Below are 19,526 nucleotides of genomic sequence, written 5' to 3'. Positions count from 1 at the left end.
TTCAGTTCAAAATTCGGACGTGAAAAAAGGCGGCCGGTGCCGCCTTCGTTCTCCTCAGAGCGCGGTCATCGCGGTCTCCGCGATCGAGACGAGGGTCTCGTGGTCCGCGCCGCCGCTGGCGGCGACCCGCATCCCGCTGACGATCGCGACGATGTAGTGCGTGAGCGCCGCCGGGTCCCGGGCCGCGTCGATCTCCCCGGCCCGCATCCCGGCCTCGATCGCCGCCCGCAGCGCCTCCACCCGGCGCCGCTGGTCCCGCTCGACCATCGCGGCGATCTCCGGATCGCGCTGCACCATCTCCACCATCGTGTTCACGACCAGGCATCCGACCGGGTCACCGGTCTCAAGGTCGGCCGTTTGCAGCAGCAGCGTCCGCAGTTTCTCCTTCGGGGAACCGTCGCCCTCCAGCAGGTCGAGGAGCCTGCCCGTCCGCTCGTCCATGTAGTGGGCCAGCGCCCTCATGAACAGGTCGTGCTTGCTGCTGAAGGTGTTGTAGACGCTGCTGCGCCCGAGGCCCGTCGCCTCGCACAGGTCGCGCGTGGACGTCCCCTCGTACCCGGCCGTCCAGAACGCCCGCATCGCGGCGTCGACGGCCCGCCCCTCCTCGAACCTCCGCGGCCTGGCCATGCGCCCCACCGTAACAATAAAAAACCGATCAGTACAAAACTCGTCAGGTCACCAACTGGACGATCTTGGGCCGGTCGCCCGGCCGCGCCACCACCACCCACCCCCGGGGCAGCGGCTCCGAGGGGGGCGTGACCGCCCAGGTCTCCGCCTCCGGGCCGGTGCAGGGTCCGGTGATGACCGCCGGGGCCGCGAGTTCGCGGAGCTTGCTCAGCAGCGGTCCGGGATCCGCCCGCACCGTCTGCGGATGCGACATCACGAGGTGGAAGCCCGTCTGGTGACTGCTCTCCAGCAGCGGCATGACGGCACGTGTGAGATCTTCGTGACCCCGTTCCAAGAGGCCCTCGATCACCAGATAGGTCTCGGCGTTGCGCGACGGGCCGCCGCCGCGCACCCTTGTCCCGACCTCGTCCAGTAGCGCGGCCACCTCGCTCTGGGTCCGGGCGTAGCGAAGGTACCGTTCGGATACGTCGGGGGGAACGCCCGGACCGGCCACCCGGTCGATGAAGTACACCGGTTTGTCATCCGCCGGGAGTCGCTTCAGCAGCTCACCGAGAACCAGCCGCATCACGTCCGCCGCGCCGGTGCCGGGCGGCCCGGTGACCAGCAGATGCGGGTGGACGTCCAGGTCGAGCACCACCGGCTCGTCCGCGTCTCCGTGCTCGATTCCGAGCGGCAGGCGCCGCCCGCTGACCTGCGGCACCTCGGTGAGATCGGCGGGGGCTCCCGGGGCCAGGGCGAACGTCCTCTCGGCGGTGATGCCCGCGAAGCGACTTGTGAACCGGGGATGGCGCTCCGACAGCGCCCGTAGCAACCCCCGTTCTCCGCACAGCACGACCACGAGGCCCTCGTTCTCGTCCATTTGCGCCGCCAGCGCGTCGACGGAGGAGGAGTCGGCGGCCGACGGCATCAGGTCCGCGTCGCTGATCAGCATCGTGCCCGGCCAGCGGGACGGAGCATTGGCCGGAGCGCCGCTCAGCCACCCCTTGAGAACCGTCCACGATGTCAGCATCACCCTGTCGGCGGATGTCACGCCGAGGCGGGCGAGCATCCTTCCGTAGGCCGTCGCCGCCGCCTCGCGGTCCGGCGCGAAGGGGCCCTCGAAGATCGCGTGCGGCGGGCTCGACAGCCGGCCCTCGCGCGCCCTGAGCCTCGTCTCGATGGACCTCAGCGCCGACCTGAACGGCGGCGGTACGCCCTGGTAGGTGGGCTGATCGAACTGAGGCGGCCGCAGGATCCGGGTGGGGATGCCCTGGACCTCGAAGGGGCGTGGAGGGGAGCCGGGGGTGAGGAGGTAGGCGGTGTCCTCGGTCGGGAACCGGAGGGTGGCGCGGCCCATGACCTGTTGGAGTTCCGCCGGTGGGAGGCGGGTGGCCGCGACGCGCCATTTCAGGAGGGGGAGGAAGCGGCGCCAGATCGTGGTCCGCTCGACCGTCGTGGACGACAGCAGCAGGTGGACGCCGAGCGGCTCGCCCCGCTGGGCGAGGGAGAGGAGCGCCTCGGCCGCGTCCCGCCTGCTGGAGGGGAAGGTCAGCGAGATGTCGGCGACCACCAGGAGGCGCCCGGACAAGCGGCCGAGGTCGCGCGCTGTCATCTCCTCCGCAAGGAAGTCGAGGAACTCGTCGAGCAGGGCGGGACGGCCGAGGAGTTCCTCGTAGTCGTGCGTGTGGTGCGGGAGGCCGATGGCCCCGCCGAGGGGATGTTCGCCGAACCCCGCGAAGATCATGTCGAGGCCGGCGGGGGAGTGGTGGGCCGCGAGTTCGGTGACGATCTCGCGCACCACCCGCTGCCGCGCCTCGGTCTCGCCGACGACGAGGCCGTGGGGCATCCGCGCGGACGCGGCGAGCGGGTCGAAGTCGTGGCCGAAGAGCGCGGGGCTCCGGGGGGCCGGCTCGTCCTGGGTCAGGACGGCGCGGGTCCGCGGGGTGACCAGGGCGAAGTGGTCGGTGCCGGCGGTGAGCACGACCGGGCCGCCGTCGCGGGGGAGGAGGGCGCGGAACGTCTCGGCGGACGTGCCGGCCAGGCGCTCGATCTCGGCCGAGACCGCTTCGAGGACGTCGCGGGTGTGCAGCGCCTCGGGGCGCGGCAGCGTGTCGAGCAGCGCCTCGCGTGCGCCGGGGACGAACTCGTAGTGGACGCCTCCCATCGGCCGCAGCAGTCCGCTGAGCAGAACCTCCGCCAGTTGCCCGGGGCCCGGGCCGCCGAGGACGCGGTGCTGGATCAGCCGCATCACCGGCAGGGACGGGACGGACACGGCGACGTGCGCGGCGAGTTCGGCGGCCGCCGGGGACGCGGCGGCCAGGAAGCGCCGGACGCGTTCCTCCACCGGCAGGTCGCGCTCGCGCCGGACCGGCGCGCCGCCGGGCGGCCGGGCCGGCAGCGTCGCGACGGCGGCGGGCTGCGGGCCCGCGCCGGAGACCAGGCGGGCCCAGGCGGCGAACCAGTGCGGCGCGATCTCCAGTACCGGGACGGGGACGCCCGGAGCGGTGGCGCCGTCGTAGGGGGTGAACAGCAGGTCGGTGTTGGGCGCGCCGGGCCGCGGCAGGACGGCGAGGCCCGGCGTCACGGGCGCGGCGGTGCGCCGCCACAGGCGCTCGGGCAGCGGCTGGAGGACCGCGGTCGGCCCGGCCTGGGCCCAGCGGCGGACGGCGCGCGCGGCCCGTCCGTCCCACCAGTGCGGGCCCGAGCAGTCGCTGAGGACGAGGACGGCGCGGCGGCCCGACGGGTCCACGAGCGTGCCGGGGTCGCGGCGGGGGGCGCCGGGGGCCGAGGAGACGCGGCCGGCGGTGTCGAGGTGGTTGACGTGCACGTCCTGGAAGGAGCCCTGGCGGACGAGGACCTCGGTGAGTTCGCGGGCGAGGGGGCGCCAGAGCCGCATCGAGGGGCCGCCGTCCACGACGAGGCCCAGCGTCAGCCAGCGTTCGGGCGCGGGCGCGAGGACGGGCGTCCAGCGGCCGGTGTCGGCGACGCGGGCGGCGGTCGCCTCCTCGTCCAGTTCGAGCCGGTGCCGGGACGGGACGCGCCGCTTCAGCGGCCGCAGCGCGCGCTGCACACCCCGAGGGTCCGCGAGCATCGGCGCCGTCGGGACGAGGACCTCCGCGGCCGCCGTGCCCCCGGGCCCGGTCCCGGCGACCGGACGCGGATGCAGCGCGGTGAGCGGCGACGGGACGTCCGGCACGGGCGGCGGGGACGCGGGCCGGTCCTCGACGGGTTCGGCGGGAGGCTCGGACGGCACCGGCGACGCGGGCTTCGGTGTCTCGTCCGGTACCGGGACGTGGCAGGCGAGCCACAGGATCTCGCTCAGCTCCCGCGCGTCCGGCGCCGGACCCACCGCCGCCAGCACGTCCCGGAACCGGTCGAGGTCACTCGTCATCCGCCGGGCCCGTCAGGTAGGGCATGACGCGGTCGGCGAGGGCGCGGCGGTCGGCGGCGCCGGCGTGGCGGCACAGGTAGACGGCGTTGAGGAGCTGGTCGGTGGCGAGCGTCCCCGCCGAGGAGCGCTCGAAGAACCGGCGGACGAGGTCGTCGCTGTCGTCGGCGAGCGCGCCGAGGTGCTCGCGGACGATCGCCGCCAGCTCCGCCTCCCCCGAGGGCTGCCGCAGCTCCACGCTGACGCAGCGGCGCAGGAACGCCGGGGGGAACTCGCGCTCGCCGTTGCTGGTCAGCACGACCAGCGGGAACGCGCGGCAGCGGACCGTCCCGCCGGTGACCGCGACGCGCGGCCCGTCGGCCGTCATCACCTCGGCGGACGGGTCGGCGCGGCGCGTCAGCTCCGGGATCTCGTACTCGCCCTTCTCGAAGATCGTCAGCAGGTCGTTGGGCAGGTCGATGTCGCTCTTGTCGATCTCGTCGACGAGCAGGACGCGGGGCCGCGCGTAGGGGAGCAGGGCGGTGCCGAGGGGGCCCAGCCGGATGTAGCGGCCGATGTCCTCGTCCGCGGGTGCGTCGTCGCGGCCCGCCGCGTACAGCCGGGTCAGCGGGTCGTACTGGTAGAGGCCGTCGCGGAGGGTCGTCCGGCTGGTGATGGGCCAGTGCAGGACGGGCCCGAGCCCCAGCTCGTGGGCGACCGCGTAGGCGAGGGTCGACTTGCCGGTGCCGGGCGGGCCGGTCACCAGCAGCGGGCGGCGCAGGTACAGCGCGGCGTTGACCTGCTGGACGGCGTCGTCGGACGGCCGGTACGTCCGCGCCTGGTGCGCGTTCCCCGACGGCCCGGACGGCGGCGGCAGCACGGGCCCGCCGTCGAACGCCCGCCACGGCGGGGGCGGCGGCAGCCGCTCGACGGCGTCGTGGGGGTGACGGCTCCCGGTGTAGAGCAGCCAGTCGGGCACCTAGTCCTCCATCGCGAGCGGGGGGTCGGGGAAGCGGGACGGGTCGTCCCACAGCAGGGTGAGGTCGCGGCCGCAGTGCGGGCTGTCCCGGGGCGCGGTGAGCGCCTTCTTGCGGAGCGTCAGCGCGAGGCGCGGCAGGTCGCCGGGGTGCGCGTGCTCGACCGCGGCGGTCAGCTCGTCCAGGACGCGGTGGCCCCGGCAGTCCTCGTGCGTGGCGGCGTCGCAGGGCGTCCGCGTCCACAGCATGACGGGGACGCCGTTGTTGAGCGCGGCGGTCAGCCACGACTTGACCGGCCGCGACCCGTAGACGAGCACGCAGTAGTCGGTGTTGGCCTCCAGCAGGTCCTGGAAGGCCCTGCCCTTGCGCGGCGCGTCGCAGTGGATCGGGCGGGGCTCGCTGCGGCCCCGCTCGGTGAGCAGCCGCCAGCGCCGGTGGGCCTGGTCGAGCCGGAACGAGCGGGGGCGCAGGCGCTCCACGTCCCGGACGACGACCGGGTACTTGCGCATCTGGATGCCGTGGTCGCGGTCGACGTACCACTCCTCGAACGGCCGGCCGAGCCAGGTCTCGGGGACGGCGAACTCGATCATCCAGTCGCGTCCGAACAGGGTGGGCGCGAGGTCGGCGACGCCCTTCTCCACGGCGCCGCGCACCCGGTCCTTCGTGACGCGCTCGGTCGGGAGGGACGGGCCCTCCCGTCCGTCCGCCCAGGTGTGCAGGGTGAGGTCGAACGCGTCGCCGTGCGTCAGCCGCTCCAGCCGGACGATCACCGACGCCGGCTCGTCGCCCGGCCGCGGCGGCGCGGCGCCCAGGTGCCGCCCCGACCAGGACGCCAGCCGCCGCCCGCGGTCCTCGGGCAGGCGCGGGCCGAGCGCCGCCAGGTAACGGGCGAGGTGCTCGGCCGACCAGCCCTCGGCGACGTGCCGCACCGCGCCCCACGCCGACCGGAACCCCTCCAGCGGCGGACGGCCCACGACCCGCGCGAGGTCGGCGGCGAGCGGGTCGGTGAACCGGACGCCCTCCAGCAGCCCGCGCAGGTCGCGGCGCGCCTCGGGGGTGAGCCAGGTCAGCGGCAGGAGGTCGTCCAGCTCCTCGAAGTAGTGCCGGATCCGGGTGACCGGCAGCATCCAGCCGAGCGCGGCGCGGCCGTCGCGGATCTCGGCGTTGGTCACCATCCCGATGACCTCGTGGGTGTCGAGGTCGTAGACCGCCGACCCGCTGTATCCGCGCTCCAGCCAGTCGCCGGGGCCGGGCTTCAGCTCCCACCACTCGTCCCGCATGCTGCGCTGCGCGCGGGTCGTCACGGTCGCGTGCCGCTCGCCGCCGTCGGGCCGCGCCGGGAACCCCCAGACGCCGAACTCCCGCCTGGACGCCCCGCGCAGGTCGTCCGGCGCGGCCAGCCGCGCGGGACGGCGCTGGACGGGCGCCTCCAGTTCCAGCACCGCGACGTCGCCGAGGTCGCCGGGCGCGTTCCAGTCCCCGCACGCGATCACCTTGGCGCGTTCGCCCGCGCCCGCCGCCCCGGAGAACCCGACCCGCGCCTCCGCCAGGCCCCGGACGCTGTGCGCGCAGGTCAGCAGCCGGGTCGGGGAGATCAGGAACGCGGCGCCGAGCCTGCCGCCCTCCGGCCGGCCGACCCACCCGCGCCACTCCAAGCCGTCCACGACGGGGCTAGCCCTCCTCCGCGGCCCCGGCCCCCGGCGCCGCCGGATCGCCCCAGGTCATCTTGACCTTGAGCTGCCCCTCGACCGAGGTCTTGGCGATGACGGCCCCGGCCGCGGCGTTGAGCTTCACGCCGAACTCCAGCTCCAGGGCGTCCGGCCGCAGGTCGCCGCCGCGCAGGGTCGCGAGCGCCGACTCCGCCGCGTCCCGGACGCTCCGCAGCGCGTCCTCGAACCGCTCCCTGGCGTCATGGATCACCCCGGCGCCCACCGACACCGGATCGAACCCGGGCTCGTCCGGGTCGCTCTCGACGACGACGACGCCGTGCTCGGTCCGCCAGCGCACCAGTTCGCTCACGCCCACCCTCTCCGTCCGGTGGCCAATGTAACAAGATCAGCCGCAGCGGATACGGTGCGTCGGTGAACCACGGCCACAGGAGGTCACGATGATCACGGTCGACGATGTCCGGCGGCTCGCGCTGACGCTGCCCCGCACGTCGGAGCACCTGATCCGGGACCGGGTGAAGTTCCGCGTCGGCTCCATCGTCTACGTGGCCTTCTCCCGGGACGAGACCGTGATGGGCTTCGCGTTCCCGAAGGAGGAGCGCGACGCGCTCATCGCCTCCGAGCCTGACAGGTTCCACCTGCCCGAGGAGTCGTCGCTGCGCTTCAACTGGGTGCACGCGTGGACGTCCGCGCTCGACGAGGAGGAGATGTACGAGCTCGTCACCGAAGCGTGGCGCATGGTCGTCCCGAAGAAGGTCGCCGCCGCGCGCCTCGGCTCCCCCTAGATCGTTGATGGGGGTTTGCTGAAGCGCTGCGGGCATGGTGAAGGGCGCCCATGATCGGTGTGTGAAGACAAACCTGGACGCCCTTCTGACCGCACTGTACGTCCATCTGGACGACCATGTCGTGCCTTCGGCCGGTCGTCCCCGCAGGCGTGGTCCCGACCGGGTGCTCAACGACGCTGAGCTGGTCTGTGTCGCTGTCGCCCAGGTCCTGCTCGGGGCCGACTCCGAGCGCCTGTGGCTGCGGCGGGCGCCCGGCAGGATCGGGCACCTGTTCCCACGGCTGCCCGGCCAGTCGCAGTACAACCGGCACCTGCGGGATGCAGCCCCGGCCCTGTTCGCCGCCGCGATGTGGCTGGTGCGCCGAATCCCGTCCTGGCAGGACCGGCTGCGGCTCATGGACGGCACTCCGTTGCGCTGCGGTGCCTCGCGCACCACGGTGGACCGCTCGGCGCTGGGCGAGGTGGCCGGCTACGGGATGGACCAATCGCACCACGCCTTCTACTGGGGCGCCAAGCTGATGCTGATCACCACCGCCGAGGGAGCGGTATGCGCCTTCAGCCTGGCCAACCCCAAAGAGCTGAACGAACGCCAGCAAGCGGTGCACCTGCTGCACGTCCAGCAGGCCGCGCCGGGACCGTGCCCGATCGTGTGCGACAAAGGGTTCGCCGGTGCCGGGGTGGAGAAGGCCACCGCCGACCTGGGCCATGTGCTGATCCGCCCCGTCCGCCAAGACGAGCCCGAACCGCAGGTCGCGGTGTTCCCCGGCTGGCTGCGCCAGCGCATCGAAGCAGTGATCTGGACGCTGAAGAACCAACTCGGGCTGGAACGCCACGCCGCACGCACCACCCAGGGCCTGTGGACACGCCTGTGCCAGCGCATCTGCGCCCTCAACGCCGCGATCTGGCACAACTGGCTGACCGACGCCCCGATCAAACGATCACTGACCGCCTACGACCACTAACCACAAACCCCCATCAACGATCTAGGAGCTGAACGTCAGCGGCGCCCCGCGCGGGCAGTCCACCCGGTGCGGCCTCGGCGGACCGGCCGACGGGGCGACCGTCAGCGCGTAGCAGCGCCGCATCGTGATGTGCTCGGTGCTCCAGGCGTCCTCGTGGGCCCGGCCGGACGTCCGGATGACCAGCCGCGTCCCGCCCGCGACGGGCGTCTCCCGCAGCACCTGGACGCCCCGGACCCCCGCCGCGAGGCGCCCCGCGTCCGCCGGGGGGCGGCCCGCCACCCGCGCGGCCGCGGCGCGCGCGTTCTCACGCGCCTGGTCGGTCGCCTGCCGTTCGGGGGACGGCATGAGGCCGCATCCCGCGATGAGGAGCAGGACGACCGCGATGCCCATACGTCGGCGCACACGTTCATCATGACAGCGGCCCCGCCCACGCGGACATCCGCACCGGTACCCGGATCCTCGGCTAGGCCCCGGCGGGCTGGACCTCGGCCTCCCGCTCGGCGGGGGCCGTCCCCGCCGACCCGTCCGGCTCCGGGGCGGGCGGCGCGTCCGGCCGCGGCCGCGCCCACGCGGTCGCGGCGGCGAGGCACACGAACGGCAGCGCGGGCATCAGGTACCGGTAGTCGAAGTCGGCGGTGAGCGGCGGGACGGCGAGCAGCGCCGTCCCCGTCAGCCACAGCAGCCCGGCGCCGCGCCGCGCCCGCCGCAGCGCCATCCCGGCGAGGCCCGCCAGCAGCATCACGCCGAGCATCAGGCCGCGCACGTGCACCACCAACTGGTAGCCCCGGATGATGTCGGCGAACGGGCTCACGACCCGCGTCCGCCCGGACCCGTGCTCGTAGTCCGCCACCACCGACAGCCGGTCCCCGCCGCCGATCACCGGCAGCGGGCGCATCCGGTCGGGCCGGACGGGGAAGCGGTACTTGTTCTCGGTGCCCGGCTGCGGATACGGGCTGCGGTGCCAGGTGAACGTCCGGCCGAAGAAGTCGTAGGTCACGACCCGCGCGTAGTCCAGCGGCTGGTTCCTGATCGCCCACACCGCGAACCGCTGGGCCCGCGCGTTGACCTCCGGTTCGAACGGGTGGCCGTCCCGCCAGCCCGTCGGCGAGTTCGCCTCCCACACCTGGTGGGACGAGGCGGGCCGGTCGCCCGGCGCCCCGTAGGGGCACAGCGAGGCCAGGTCGGGCGGCGGCCGGAACGTGTCGCAGTCGGCGAACGCGGAGGTCCGGCCCCAGAGGAAGACGCCGTCCGTGCCGGTCAGCGCGAACCGTCCGTGGTCGTGGTGGAACCAGGCCGCGTAGCCGCAGAGCGGCAGCGCGAACGTCACCGCGAGCGCCGCGTGCACCGGCCACCGCGTCCGCCGGACGAGCAGGTACAGCAGCGCGATCGCGATCAGCGGCAGCCCGACCGTCCGGGTGACCGCCGCCGCCCCGAGCAGCGTCCCCGCGAGCGCCGCCCGCCGCCACCCGGTCGTGCCCGGCCGCGCCAGCAGCAGCACCGCCCCGAACACCAGCACGGTGAACAGCGTGTCCGACAGCAGCAGGTGCTCAAGCTCGATCTGGTAGCCGTCCAGCAGCACCGGCGCGAGCGCCAGCGCCGCCCAATGCCGCCGCAACCGGAAGTCGCGGACGAGCGCCCGGTACCCGAACACCGCCATCACCACGACCGCCGCGTGCTGCAACCCCGTCACCAGGTACAGGCTGTGGAAGGGCCGCAGCAGCCACAGCGCGAGCCCGTACCCCTCCGACCGCAGCGGGTGCGGGAACGGCGCGTTCGCGATCCGCACGTAGTCGTAGCTGTCGTTGAACCACAGCGTCGGCGGATACCCGAGCATCGCGACCACCCGGAGCAGCACGCCCGCGAGGAGCAGCCCCGAGAACAGCCGGTTGCCCCCGACGGCCGCCCGGACGGGCGCGACCTTCGGCCACCTGGCCTTCGGAGGGGTTGGCGACACGGGACCCTAACTGTGGACGTGCGGCTGACGGATGCTGAACCGGAAGCCACCGCGGGCGGTCGGCCTCCTATGCGGTTGTCGGCTACCTCGGCGGTCGTCGGCTGCGGCGACGGCGCGGTGAACCGGGGAGGCGCGGGCCGCCCGTCCGCCCGGTTCGCGTCAAAGGGTTGTCACCGCGTCCGCCCACGCGATGGCGGCGATCATAGCAGCGCCCCCCGTGCCCCGGCCTCGCTCACCCCCACCCCTCAACCCCGCAGAACCTCGATCACCGGCAACGCCCCCCGCGCCACCGCCCCCGCTTCTTCTGGCGGGAACTCGACGCCGTTCCGCGTCGTCCTCCAGAACCGCGGCGGGACCGACGGGCTGACGAGATACTTTCCCGGCTCCAGAAGCTCTGCCCCCGGCAGGACGAGCGTACGCGTCTCGGTCCACCGGCTCCGGTAGGCGCATTCAGCCTGGATCCAGGGCTCCGCTACTCCCGTGGTCTTGGACGTCGAGGGAAGTACCACGGCCTTCCTGCCGCTCGGAAGCTCCTTGAACTTCGCCGGCGGAGCGGGGTAGAACGCGAAGATCGTCCCGCCCTTCATCCCCAGATCCCTCCCGGAGGCGCCGAGGTCGAAACTGTAGGGGCTGTTGGAGTGGTCCGTCGACGGACTGTGTTCGCCGAGGCAACGGCGCCGCCCTCCGGGCGCGTACTCCACGAAGTTCGGGGTGCGCGCCCTGAACTCGATCACGAGGCGCACGTCCGTCCCAGGTTTGACGCGGGCCGGGGCCACCGACAGCTTCAGATCCATCGAGGGGGTCTCCGAAGCCGGCATGTTCGGCTGCCTGAGCAGGACTCCGGGGCGGGTGAAGGACGCGTGGATCTCACCCTGGCTCTGCCCACCGACCTGCGGGCCCGTGGGCCAGAGCAACCAGCCGACGACCACGGCCGCGCCCACGCCGCCGATGCTCGCGGCGGTGACGCCCTTGGTGCCGCCGAGCTTGCCGAGGACGCCTTTCGCGACAGATCCGCCCGCCTTGGCGGCGAGGTCGGTGACCGCAGAGCCGGGGCCGACGAGCGCGCCGCCGAGCATCGCCAGCGGCGCGGCCGTCGCGACCGCCGCGGCCAGAGCGGCGAGGGCGAGGGCGCCGCGCCGCTCCCAGTCGGGCCCGTAGGCGCCGATGGCGGCGGTCTCCAGTTCGCCGAGGAACGCGTGCGCGCTCCAGAACCGGTCCGCCGGGTTCTTGGCCATGCCGCGCCGGACGAGCGGACGCAGCGGCTCGGGCACCCGCTCCAGCGGGATCGGCGCCCCGGAGTGCGCCGCCCGCAGCCCCTCCAGGGTCGGGGCCTCAAACGGCCGGGCGCCGCTGACGCACTCCACGAACACGCAGGTGGCGGCGTAGAGGTCGGTGGCGGGGGACGCGGCGGCGCCCGCCCACTGCTCGGGCGCCATGTACGTGGGCGTGCCGCCCACGCCGCCCTGTCCGGCGAGCACCGCGACGCCGAAGTCGATGAGCTTGCTCAGCCCGTCGTCCTGGACGAGGACGTTCGCGGGCTTGTAGTCCCGGTGCACGACCCCGGCCGCGTGCGCGGCGGCCAGGCCGAGCAGCGACCCTTTGAGCGTCGTCAGCGCCGCCTCGGGCGTGAGCGGCTCCGCACGGGTGTCGAGGACGCGGCGCAGCGAGCGGCCGCGTACGGCCTCCAGGACGATCGCCGCGCCCCACGGCGACTCCTGATAGTGCAGGAGTCGGGCGACATGCGGGTCGACCACCCGCTTCAGCAACTCGGCCTCGCCGCGAAAGGTGGCGCGCGCGGCGGCGTCGGTCAGCAGAGCGGGGGCCAGATACTTGATCGCGACGGGTAAGCCGCCGGACTGGTGGCGCGCCAGCACGACCTCGCCCTGCGCCCCCGCCCCCAGCTCCCCGAGCTCGACGAACCCGGGAAGGCTCCAGCTACGCGGCATCTACTGGCCCGTGTTGGTCTGGATCTCGCTCACGGTCAGCGGGACGGGCAGCGACGTCGTCGTCCGCTCGCCCAGGTCGCCGCTCGGGGGCGTGCATCCGGCCAGCTCGCACCGCCAGGTGACGTGCCACTTGATCGTCGCCGTGATCTGGTAGGAGCCGCCCGGCTGCCCGGTCGAGGACCGCCGGTAGGTGTAGTGGCACCGCTGGCCCTTCGTCCCGTCGCACTCGAACGTCTTCTCGCCCACGTTCCACTCGACGCGGTCGGCGGTCGCTGTCGCTTGGAGCCGGGGCGCCCCGATCGGCTCGGTCCTCACATCCTGCACGCCGTCGATCCACAGCGCGGTCCGGAGGCGGACGTAGGTCTTCCCGGTCGGTGCGATGTGCACCTTGGGGATGGTCAGGTTGGCCGAGGCCATAGCCGACTCCAGAAGTTCCTGGGTGGTGGGCGGCGCGGCGGCCGGGGGCGCGGCGCCGTCGTCCACGGGGACGTATCCGACGCCCTGGTCGGGGGTGAGGCCGTCGGGGTCGGGCGGGGCCACGGGGCCGCCGCCTCCGCCACCGGCTGAACCTCCGCCTCCTCCGCCACCGGACGAGCCGCCGCCCGAGTGGGTGTAGTTGCAGGTCACCTTGCCCGGCTTGCCGCCGCCCGCGGTGCAGGGGGCCGCGTCGGCGGGGAGGGCGGTGAGGAGGGGGACGGTCACGGCCGCCGTGGTGAGGGCCGTGGTGAGGGCACGGCGGCGTGCGGGGGAGTGGGGAGACATCCTGTGTCCTTTGCTGAGGGCCGTCAGCATGGGCGGTCCTGGACGATGTCGGCGACCTTCCAGGTGCCGGAGTCGTACTGGACGGTGGACCGGTAGAGGCGGGATCCGCCGGGTCCGCCGCTCAGGCGTTCGCCCGTTCTGGCGGAGAAGCGGTAGCCGCTGAGGGTGTGCACGCAGTCGATGACGTAGACCTTGGTGCCGTCGGTGGAGCGGGCGTACACGCGCGGGTTGTGGGTGTTGGCGAAGCGCCAGATCTCGCCCTTGGCCTTGGTCTTCTCGACGTCGGCGGTGACCTGGGCGAGGAGCGGGTCCACGGCGACGGTGGCGAGTTCGGCGGCGTCGTTCCGCTCGTAGACGCGCTTGTAGACGGCCTGGTAGTCGCGGTAGCGCTTCAGTACCTGCTTGTAGAGCCGGCCGGTCGGCTGCGCGGACGGCGCGGCGGCGCCGGGCCCGGCGGAGTCGGCGCCGGTGCTGACCGAGCCCTCGGGGCGCAGGGCGCCGGACGAGGGATGGGACGTGCCGCAGCCGGCGAGGGGCAGCGTGACCGGCAGCAGCGTCGCCAGCAGCGGGGCGGCGCGGCGGAGCCTCCGTGGGGAGGGACGTACCGTCCGGGCGCGCATCGTCTTCCCTGGGCGTCGGCCGACAGCGGGTCGAGTACGCGCGTAGCTTACAGAGACAGGTCGGGCGGGAAAAGGGATTCGTTGCGCCCGGATTGACCTCGACCCCGCTTGAGGTTGCACGCTGGCGGCTTACGAAGGGAGGCCGTCATGCGAGCGGTGTGGTTGAGGGAGTTCGGTGGGCCCGGCGTCCTGGTGCCGGGGGAGGCGCCCGACCCGGTGGCCGGGGACGGGCAGGCGCTGGTGGACGTGGAGTTCGTCAACATCACGTTCGTCGAGACGCAGCTCAGGTCGGGCGGTCCGGCGCCGTTCACGGTGGAGCCGCCGGTGATCCCGGGGAACGGGGTGGGCGGCGTGGTCGTGGAGGTCGGCGCGGGGGCCGATCCGGCGCTGGTGGGGAGGCGGGTCGTCAGCTCGACCGGCGGGTCCGGCGGCTACGCCGAGCGCGCGGCGGTGGACGCGGCGGCGCTGTTCGAGGTGCCGGACGGCCTCGCCCTCGACGAGGCGGTCGCGCTGCTCGCCGACGGGCGGACGGCGACGATGATGCTGCGGGCGGCGGCGCCGCGCCCGGGGGAGCGGGTGCTGGTCGAGGCGGCGGCGGGCGGTGTCGGGACGCTGCTGGTCCAGTTGGCGAAGGCCGCGGGCGCGACGGTGGTCGCGGCGGTGGGCGGCGGCCCCAAGGCGGACGTGGCCCGCCGGGTCGGTGCCGACGAGGTCGTCGACTACCGCGAGCCGGGGTGGAGCGAGCACGCCGGCGAGGTGGACGTGGTGTTCGACGGTGTCGGCGGTGACGTGGCGCGGGAGGCGTTCACGTTGGTCAGAAGGGGTGGCCGGATGGTCAGCTTCGGGCTGGCGAGCGGCGAGTGGGCCGACATCCCGCAGGACGCGGCGGACGGCCGCGGCGTGACGCTCGTCCGTCCGGTCGCGTCGCCGGAGGAGATGCGCGGGTTCACGCTCAGCGCGCTCGCCGAGGCGGCGGCCGGACGGCTGCGTCCGGTGATCGGGCAGCGCTTCCCGCTGGAGGGCGCGTCCGAGGCGCACGCGGCGATCGAGTCGCGCGCGAGCGTCGGCAAGACGCTGCTGGAGGTCGGGCGATGAGGATCGGGCTGTATCTCCCCTCGTTCGGGGTGGACGCGTCGGCGACGATCGCCGAGCACGCCCGGCACGCCGAGGACGCCGGGTACGAGTCGGTGTGGGTGGGCGACCACCTCCGCCCCGTCCGACCGTTCCTGGACGCGACGCTCGTGCTCGCCACGGCCGCCGCGGTGACCGAGCGGCTCAAGCTCGGGTTCGGGGTGATGGTGCTGCCGCTGCGGCAGACCGTGTGGGCGGCCAAGCAGATCGCGAGCCTCCAGCACCTGTCGGGAGACCGGGTGCTGCTCGGCGTCGGCAGCGGCGGGTCCCTCCACGGCGACGCGGCGTTCCGCGCGGTCGGCGTGCCGTTCGCCGAGCGCGGTGCCCGGACCGACGCGGCGCTGGAACTGCTGCCCGCCCTGGTCGAGGGGAGGGCCGTCTCGGTGGACGGCGCGGAGATCACGCTGACCCCGGGCGCGCCGATGCCGCCGGTGCTGGTCGCCGCCGGGCCCGAGCGGCGCGCGGCCCGGTTCGGCGACGAGTGGTATCCGGCGTTCTCCACCCCCGAGGAGGTCGCCGCGGGGGCCGGGCGCATCGCGGGGCTGGCCGCCGAGTACGGGCGTCCGGCGCCGAAGGTGACCGTCAGCCTGAGCTTCGGGCTCGGCGACGTGCCCGAGGCGGAGATCGACGCGCAGGTGAAGTCGCTCACCGACTACGGCCTGACCGAGGAGGCGGCGCGGGAGGGCATGCTGACCGGGCCGCCCGAGCGGGCGGCCGAGCGGCTCGCGGCGTTGGCCGAGGCGGGCGCGCACCGGGTGATCGGGATGCCGTTCCCGTCCGCGCGGCGCCGCCAGGCGGAGCTGTTCGCCGAGGCCGCGCGCCTCGCCGCGGCGGGTTAGCGGCCGACCCTCGCCAGGAAGGACGCGAGGGCCCGCTCGTAGGCGGCCGGGTCGGTGTTCCACGCCTCCGTGTGGTCGCCCTGCGCGGTGACATGGGTGACCATGCCGGGCGGGGCGGCCTTCGCGAACGCGAACGCCGGACGGTTGGCGACGGTGCGGTCGCCGGCGGTCGTGAACATCAGCACCGGCGTTCTGAGCCGGGGCGCGAACCGGGTCTGGTCGAGATCGTCCAGGTCGATGCCGAACCGGTAGCGCATGGTGCGTTTGGCCACGTCCGTCACAAGGCGCGGCAGATGGCGGGCGTCGCCCTGCTTGTCGAGGGTGGCGCTCCAGTCCATGACGGGCGAGTCCAGGACGACGCCGCGCACGAACGACGGGTCGGCGCGGAGGGTCTTCATCGCCATCGCGCCGCCCATCGACCACCCGTACAGGACGACGCCGGTGGCGCCGTTCGCCCGCGCGTAGGCGACGGCCGAGGCGACGTCGCGCCATTCGGTGGCGCCCATGTGGTTCCGGTGGTCGGCGGACCGGGGCGCGTCCACGTCGTTGCGGTAGGCGATGGACAGCATCGTCATCCCGGTCGCGTGCACCGGTTTCATCGCGCGGAACGTCTCGGCCATGCCGGCGTTCCGCCCGTGCACGGCGATGACCCACGTGCCCTTGGGGGACGTGCCGGGCAGCAGCCACGCGGGCATCCGCCCGACCCGCGTCGGATACGCCACGTCCTCGAAGGCCAGGCCGAGCGCGGTCTTCGGGTCGCCCTCGTAGAGCCAGTGGTCGATGGTGGCGCGGGCGCCCTTCGCCGGCGTCCCCTTCAGCACGGACGCCACGCGCCGCACGACCGTCGCCCGGTCGCCCCCGACGACCGGGCCGAGCAGCGCCCGCCCGTCCGGCCAGGCCAGCGCCCACGTGCCGGGGCGCTCGGTGTCGGGGTCGCGGGGGAGCGTCACCGTCCCGTTCCCCACGTCGGTGATCCTCAAGGGGTACTCCGCGCTGTGGTCGACCTGCGTCGCCACGCCCGCGAAGTACCAGCCGACGCCGCCGAGCGCCGCGCAGACGAGGAGGACGAGGCCGGTGAGCGCGGCGACCAGCCTCCGGACGCGGCGCCGGCGCGCCGGGCGGGCCGGCTCGGGGGTCGCGGGCGCCGGGGACTCGGGCGCGTGGGTCGTCACGTTGGAACGGTAGCGGACGCCCCGCCCCGCGGGGCCGGAGCGTTCCGCCGGGCCGTGGGAGGCTCGGTACCCTTCCGGGCAGTCGCCGCACGAGGGGGGCAGGTATGGCCGGGCCGAACGAGCGGATCGCGGAGATCGAGGGACGGGTCGTCCAGGCCGTCCGGCAGGCGCTGCCGCCCGGGTGGCGCCGCGCCGACCTGCGCTGCAAGGCCACGGTGGCGGCGGCCGACACCGCGCTCACCGTCCTCACCGCCGACGGGACGGTCGAGGAGTGCGAGCGGGTCCCCGACACGGTGACCGACCTGCTCATGGAGCTGCGCCGCGTCCACTACCTGTCCGAGCAGGGCACGTGGTTCTCGATGTCGTTCTTCGTGGAGCCGGGCTCCGCGCGCCCCCTCTACAACTACGACTTCGACCCGGGCTGGGACCCGCCCGCCCCGGTGGAGGCGTGGCGGCGCGACCAGATCGTGCTGCCGCGCGACGGCGCCAACCAGCCCGGGTGGCTGCGCGACCGGCTGGAGGGCCGCGAGCCCGCGCCGCCGCCGACCCACGAGGCCGTGGGCGCGATGGACCCCATCGAGCAGATGGAGCTGCTGTCGAACGACCTCGCCGTCCTGGTCGCCGGGCACGCCCCGCCGCTGTGGCTGAAGATCTTCGGGTACTACCAGGCCGTGGGCGGGCACGTGGAGTTCCCGCCGATGATGCTCTACCGGGCCGACGGGACGATGACGGTGTGGACGCCGCCCGCCGGGGCCGCCGCCCTCCTGGACCGCCTCCGCGCCGGGACGCACGGCTTCCAGGGCTCCACCTGGTGCCGCACGGACTTCGAGGTCGTCTACGAGAACGGCGGCGTCCGCTGCCGGGCGGGCTTCACCCACGACGACGAGCCGAAGTGGAACCGCGAGCCGTCCGCCGAGGACGTCCGGCGCGAGCTGGAGCGGTTCCCGCGCGACCGCGTCCCCGGATGGATGACGGAGCGGCTGGCCTCGGCGCCGCCGCCGGTCCCGGCGGCTCCGCCCGCCCCGGACGGCGGCCTGCGCCGGGCCCGCGTCTTCGACCATGCGGGCCCCGACGGCTCCCGCCCGGCCGTGTCGCGCCCGCCCGTCCCGCCGGAGGAGGCCGAGCGCGTGGCCGACTACCTGCGGCGGGCGCCCGTGGTGATGGCGGCGCGCTCGCACGCCCCCGACCGGCTCGACCCGGCGCGCGGCGCGGCCGTCCCGCTGACCTTCCACACCGACGGGACGTGGGTGTGGTCGGGCGCGGTCGGCTACTACCTGCGCGAGCACGGGGTCCCGCCGGAGGCCGACCTCGTCGCGCACATGCGCGCCCGGGGCTTCGAGGTCCCCGAGGTCGGCGACGACGTGATGGACGCCGCGACCGCCGCCGTCACCGGACGGGACGCGCCCGACCGCGTCCGCCGGGAGCCCCCGGCCCGCGATCCCGACCTGACCCGCGTCGAGCGGCCCCCGGCGCCTCGCGAACCCGACCGGTTCGCCGCGCTCCGCAGCCGCCTGGACGACCTGGACGCCGACCCGTCCGCATACCGGATCGGCGGAACCGCCGAAGGCGCTTGGTCGCTTCTGCCGGAGGGCGCGCGGTGGACGGTGTTCCGGACGCGCGACGGCGAACCCCGCCGGGCCGTAACGTTCGACGACCACGAACAGGCCGCCGCCCACCTCCTCGGCAGCGTCCTCCTGCAAGCGCCCACGAAGGGCGGTCCGATCGAGCCGGTGGAGGGCGAGCCCCCGCTCAGCCTCCTGCGCGACCGCCACATGATGGAGCTCGCGCGGGGCACGACGGTGGACCGCTACGGCGCCCCCGGCGGCAACGTCGTCTACGCCGCGCACACGCCCTTCGAGCAGAGGTCGCTGCCGCCCGACTGGAGGGACCGCCCCTATCACGCCTACCGGCTCCAGAGGCCGGTGGGCGCGCTGACGGGGACGGCGGTCCCGTGGTTCGACCAGCCCGGCGGCGGCACGGCGTATGTGTTCCGGCGCCGGATCTCCGAACTGCTCGCCGACGGCACCCTCACCGAGGTCGGCGACACGCGGTAGGGCTGAGGCAGGGCTGAGGCAGGGCTCAGGCGCGTCCGATGGCGGAGACCAGGTCGAGCCCCAGGAGCAGGTCGAGGTGGACGACCGTTTCCAGCTTCGCGCCCGGGGCGATGTCCGCGCCGGCCATCTCGTCCAGCACCGCGAGCGCGGACGGCGCGTCCAGGTCGGCCGCCAGCGCCGCCTCGGCCTTCGCCGCGTACGCGCGGTCCAGGGGACGGCCCGCGCCGCGCGCCCATCCGGCGACCGCGTCCCGCCACCCGTCCAGCCGGGCACCGGCCGCGCGGGCCCGCGCGGCCGACAGCTCCAGCGGCTCCCCGTAGGGGGCGTCGAGCAGCGCGAGCCGTACGGCGAGCGGGTCGAGGTCCCCGGCCGAGCGCCAGTCGCCGGTCTCCGCGGGCGCGGAGACGCAGAACCCGTCGACCACGGAGCCGTCGCCCGAGACACGGACGTCGGCGTCCGCCCAGCCGCCCGGTTCGAGCGGCTGGACGTTGTAGGCCGTCCAGTCGCCCCTGGCGGCGCCCGTGGCCAGGACGTGCCGCCCCGCCCGGCTCGCGACCCGCCTCAGCAGGTCGGCGACCACCAGCGTGCGGAGCCCGGCGCCGTCCAGCACGTGGAGGCGCAGGACGCGTCCGCCGGGCAGCCCCTCGGGGCGCCCCGTCCGACGGTCGTGCAGCCGCAGCATGGG

General features: G+C 74.5%; 17 protein-coding genes. 5 read left to right on the top strand and 12 right to left on the bottom strand.

Translation table 11 applies throughout. From position 1 onward, the window contains the following. Positions 1-54 precede the first annotated feature (54 nt). Genes GNZ18_RS25025 through GNZ18_RS25005 form a run of 5 tightly spaced genes read right to left on the bottom strand, consistent with a single transcriptional unit; the run spans position 55 to position 6,969 of the window. Positions 55-627: a TetR/AcrR family transcriptional regulator gene (locus GNZ18_RS25025; RefSeq protein WP_156218985.1), complete on the bottom strand. Its 573-nt coding sequence runs from the start codon at positions 625-627 to the stop codon at positions 55-57. A gap of 43 nt (positions 628-670) precedes the next feature. Further along, positions 671-3,997: an SAV_2336 N-terminal domain-related protein gene (locus GNZ18_RS25020; protein WP_156218984.1), complete on the bottom strand. Its 3,327-nt coding sequence runs from the start codon at positions 3,995-3,997 to the stop codon at positions 671-673. Then, a complete protein-coding gene (locus GNZ18_RS25015; RefSeq protein ID WP_312874721.1) occupies positions 3,987-4,952 on the bottom strand; it encodes an AAA family ATPase in 966 nt (321 codons plus the stop codon). Before GNZ18_RS25015 ends, GNZ18_RS25020 begins: the two co-directional genes overlap by 11 nt. Beyond that, positions 4,953-6,614 (bottom strand): VMAP-C domain-containing protein, encoded by a 1,662-nt coding sequence (locus tag GNZ18_RS25010; RefSeq protein WP_156218983.1) that lies wholly within the window; start codon positions 6,612-6,614, stop codon positions 4,953-4,955. A gap of 7 nt (positions 6,615-6,621) precedes the next feature. Further along, positions 6,622-6,969, bottom strand: coding sequence for a CU044_2847 family protein (locus tag GNZ18_RS25005; protein WP_308165955.1), 348 nt, complete (start codon positions 6,967-6,969; stop codon positions 6,622-6,624). An 88-nt stretch (positions 6,970-7,057) separates the two neighbouring features. Here GNZ18_RS25005 and GNZ18_RS25000 point away from each other — a divergent pair, with 88 nt between their 5' ends. After that, the gene (locus GNZ18_RS25000; RefSeq protein WP_156218982.1) at positions 7,058-7,402 is read left to right on the top strand and encodes an MmcQ/YjbR family DNA-binding protein; all 345 of its coding nucleotides are present in this window, start codon (positions 7,058-7,060) and stop codon (positions 7,400-7,402) included. Between the two features lie 61 nt (positions 7,403-7,463). Beyond that, positions 7,464-8,363, top strand: coding sequence for a hypothetical protein (locus GNZ18_RS24995; RefSeq protein WP_312874720.1), 900 nt, complete (start codon positions 7,464-7,466; stop codon positions 8,361-8,363). A 21-nt stretch (positions 8,364-8,384) separates the two neighbouring features. Here the strand turns inward: GNZ18_RS24995 and GNZ18_RS24990 are convergent, their stop codons facing one another. From GNZ18_RS24990 to GNZ18_RS24970, 5 genes are all read right to left on the bottom strand, one after another. After that, positions 8,385-8,765: a hypothetical protein gene (locus GNZ18_RS24990; RefSeq protein WP_156218980.1), complete on the bottom strand. Its 381-nt coding sequence runs from the start codon at positions 8,763-8,765 to the stop codon at positions 8,385-8,387. A gap of 61 nt (positions 8,766-8,826) precedes the next feature. Further along, a complete protein-coding gene (locus GNZ18_RS24985; protein WP_156218979.1) occupies positions 8,827-10,317 on the bottom strand; it encodes a hypothetical protein in 1,491 nt (496 codons plus the stop codon). A 245-nt stretch (positions 10,318-10,562) separates the two neighbouring features. Continuing rightward, positions 10,563-12,263, bottom strand: a complete 1,701-nt coding sequence (locus GNZ18_RS24980) for a serine/threonine-protein kinase (protein ID WP_156218978.1) — start codon at positions 12,261-12,263, stop codon at positions 10,563-10,565. Beyond that, positions 12,264-13,025: a hypothetical protein gene (locus GNZ18_RS24975; RefSeq protein ID WP_156218977.1), complete on the bottom strand. Its 762-nt coding sequence runs from the start codon at positions 13,023-13,025 to the stop codon at positions 12,264-12,266. A 23-nt stretch (positions 13,026-13,048) separates the two neighbouring features. Further along, complete coding sequence (locus tag GNZ18_RS24970) at positions 13,049-13,645, bottom strand: hypothetical protein (protein ID WP_156218976.1); 597 nt, start codon at positions 13,643-13,645, stop codon at positions 13,049-13,051. Between the two features lie 147 nt (positions 13,646-13,792). Here GNZ18_RS24970 and GNZ18_RS24965 point away from each other — a divergent pair, with 147 nt between their 5' ends. Next, complete coding sequence (locus GNZ18_RS24965; protein WP_156218975.1) at positions 13,793-14,740, top strand: zinc-binding dehydrogenase; 948 nt, start codon at positions 13,793-13,795, stop codon at positions 14,738-14,740. Beyond that, positions 14,737-15,615, top strand: coding sequence for an LLM class flavin-dependent oxidoreductase (locus GNZ18_RS24960; protein ID WP_156218974.1), 879 nt, complete (start codon positions 14,737-14,739; stop codon positions 15,613-15,615). Before GNZ18_RS24965 ends, GNZ18_RS24960 begins: the two co-directional genes overlap by 4 nt. Here the strand turns inward: GNZ18_RS24960 and GNZ18_RS43775 are convergent. Continuing rightward, entirely contained in the window at positions 15,612-16,787 is a 1,176-nt protein-coding gene (locus GNZ18_RS43775) for an alpha/beta hydrolase family protein (RefSeq protein WP_156218973.1), read from the bottom strand. The two genes, GNZ18_RS24960 and GNZ18_RS43775, sit on opposite strands and share 4 nt — an antisense overlap. A 104-nt stretch (positions 16,788-16,891) precedes the next feature. Here GNZ18_RS43775 and GNZ18_RS24950 point away from each other — a divergent pair, with 104 nt between their 5' ends. Beyond that, positions 16,892-18,841, top strand: coding sequence for a TNT domain-containing protein (locus GNZ18_RS24950; protein ID WP_246250319.1), 1,950 nt, complete (start codon positions 16,892-16,894; stop codon positions 18,839-18,841). A gap of 25 nt (positions 18,842-18,866) precedes the next feature. Here the strand turns inward: GNZ18_RS24950 and GNZ18_RS24945 are convergent, their stop codons facing one another. After that, on the bottom strand, positions 18,867-19,523 hold the full coding sequence (locus GNZ18_RS24945) for a hypothetical protein (RefSeq protein ID WP_156218972.1): 657 nt from the start codon (positions 19,521-19,523) through the stop codon (positions 18,867-18,869). Between the last annotated feature and the right edge of the window lie 3 nt (positions 19,524-19,526).

The sequence above is a fragment of the Actinomadura litoris genome (assembly GCF_009733595.1).
GTDB classification, from domain to species: Bacteria; Actinomycetota; Actinomycetes; order Streptosporangiales; family Streptosporangiaceae; genus Spirillospora; species Spirillospora litoris.
Note: the sequence above shows the minus strand (reverse complement) of the source record. Positions and strands in the feature narration are given on the sequence as shown.

Bases quoted from the DNA above. Each gene is read 5' to 3' on its own strand.
- GNZ18_RS25025 (WP_156218985.1), bottom strand. From the start codon at position 627: ATGGCCAGGCCGCGGAGGTTCGAGGAGGGGCGGGCCGTCGACGCCGCG.
- GNZ18_RS24970 (WP_156218976.1), bottom strand. From the start codon at position 13,645: ATGCGCGCCCGGACGGTACGTCCCTCCCCACGGAGGCTCCGCCGCGCC.
- GNZ18_RS24945 (WP_156218972.1), bottom strand. From the start codon at position 19,523: ATGCTGCGGCTGCACGACCGTCGGACGGGGCGCCCCGAGGGGCTGCCC.
- GNZ18_RS24950 (WP_246250319.1), top strand. From the start codon at position 16,892: ATGGCCGGGCCGAACGAGCGGATCGCGGAGATCGAGGGACGGGTCGTC.
- GNZ18_RS24965 (WP_156218975.1), top strand. From the start codon at position 13,793: ATGCGAGCGGTGTGGTTGAGGGAGTTCGGTGGGCCCGGCGTCCTGGTG.
- GNZ18_RS24975 (WP_156218977.1), bottom strand. From the start codon at position 13,025: ATGTCTCCCCACTCCCCCGCACGCCGCCGTGCCCTCACCACGGCCCTC.
- GNZ18_RS24960 (WP_156218974.1), top strand. From the start codon at position 14,737: ATGAGGATCGGGCTGTATCTCCCCTCGTTCGGGGTGGACGCGTCGGCG.
- GNZ18_RS24980 (WP_156218978.1), bottom strand. From the start codon at position 12,263: ATGCCGCGTAGCTGGAGCCTTCCCGGGTTCGTCGAGCTCGGGGAGCTG.
- GNZ18_RS25020 (WP_156218984.1), bottom strand. From the start codon at position 3,997: ATGACGAGTGACCTCGACCGGTTCCGGGACGTGCTGGCGGCGGTGGGT.
- GNZ18_RS25000 (WP_156218982.1), top strand. From the start codon at position 7,058: ATGATCACGGTCGACGATGTCCGGCGGCTCGCGCTGACGCTGCCCCGC.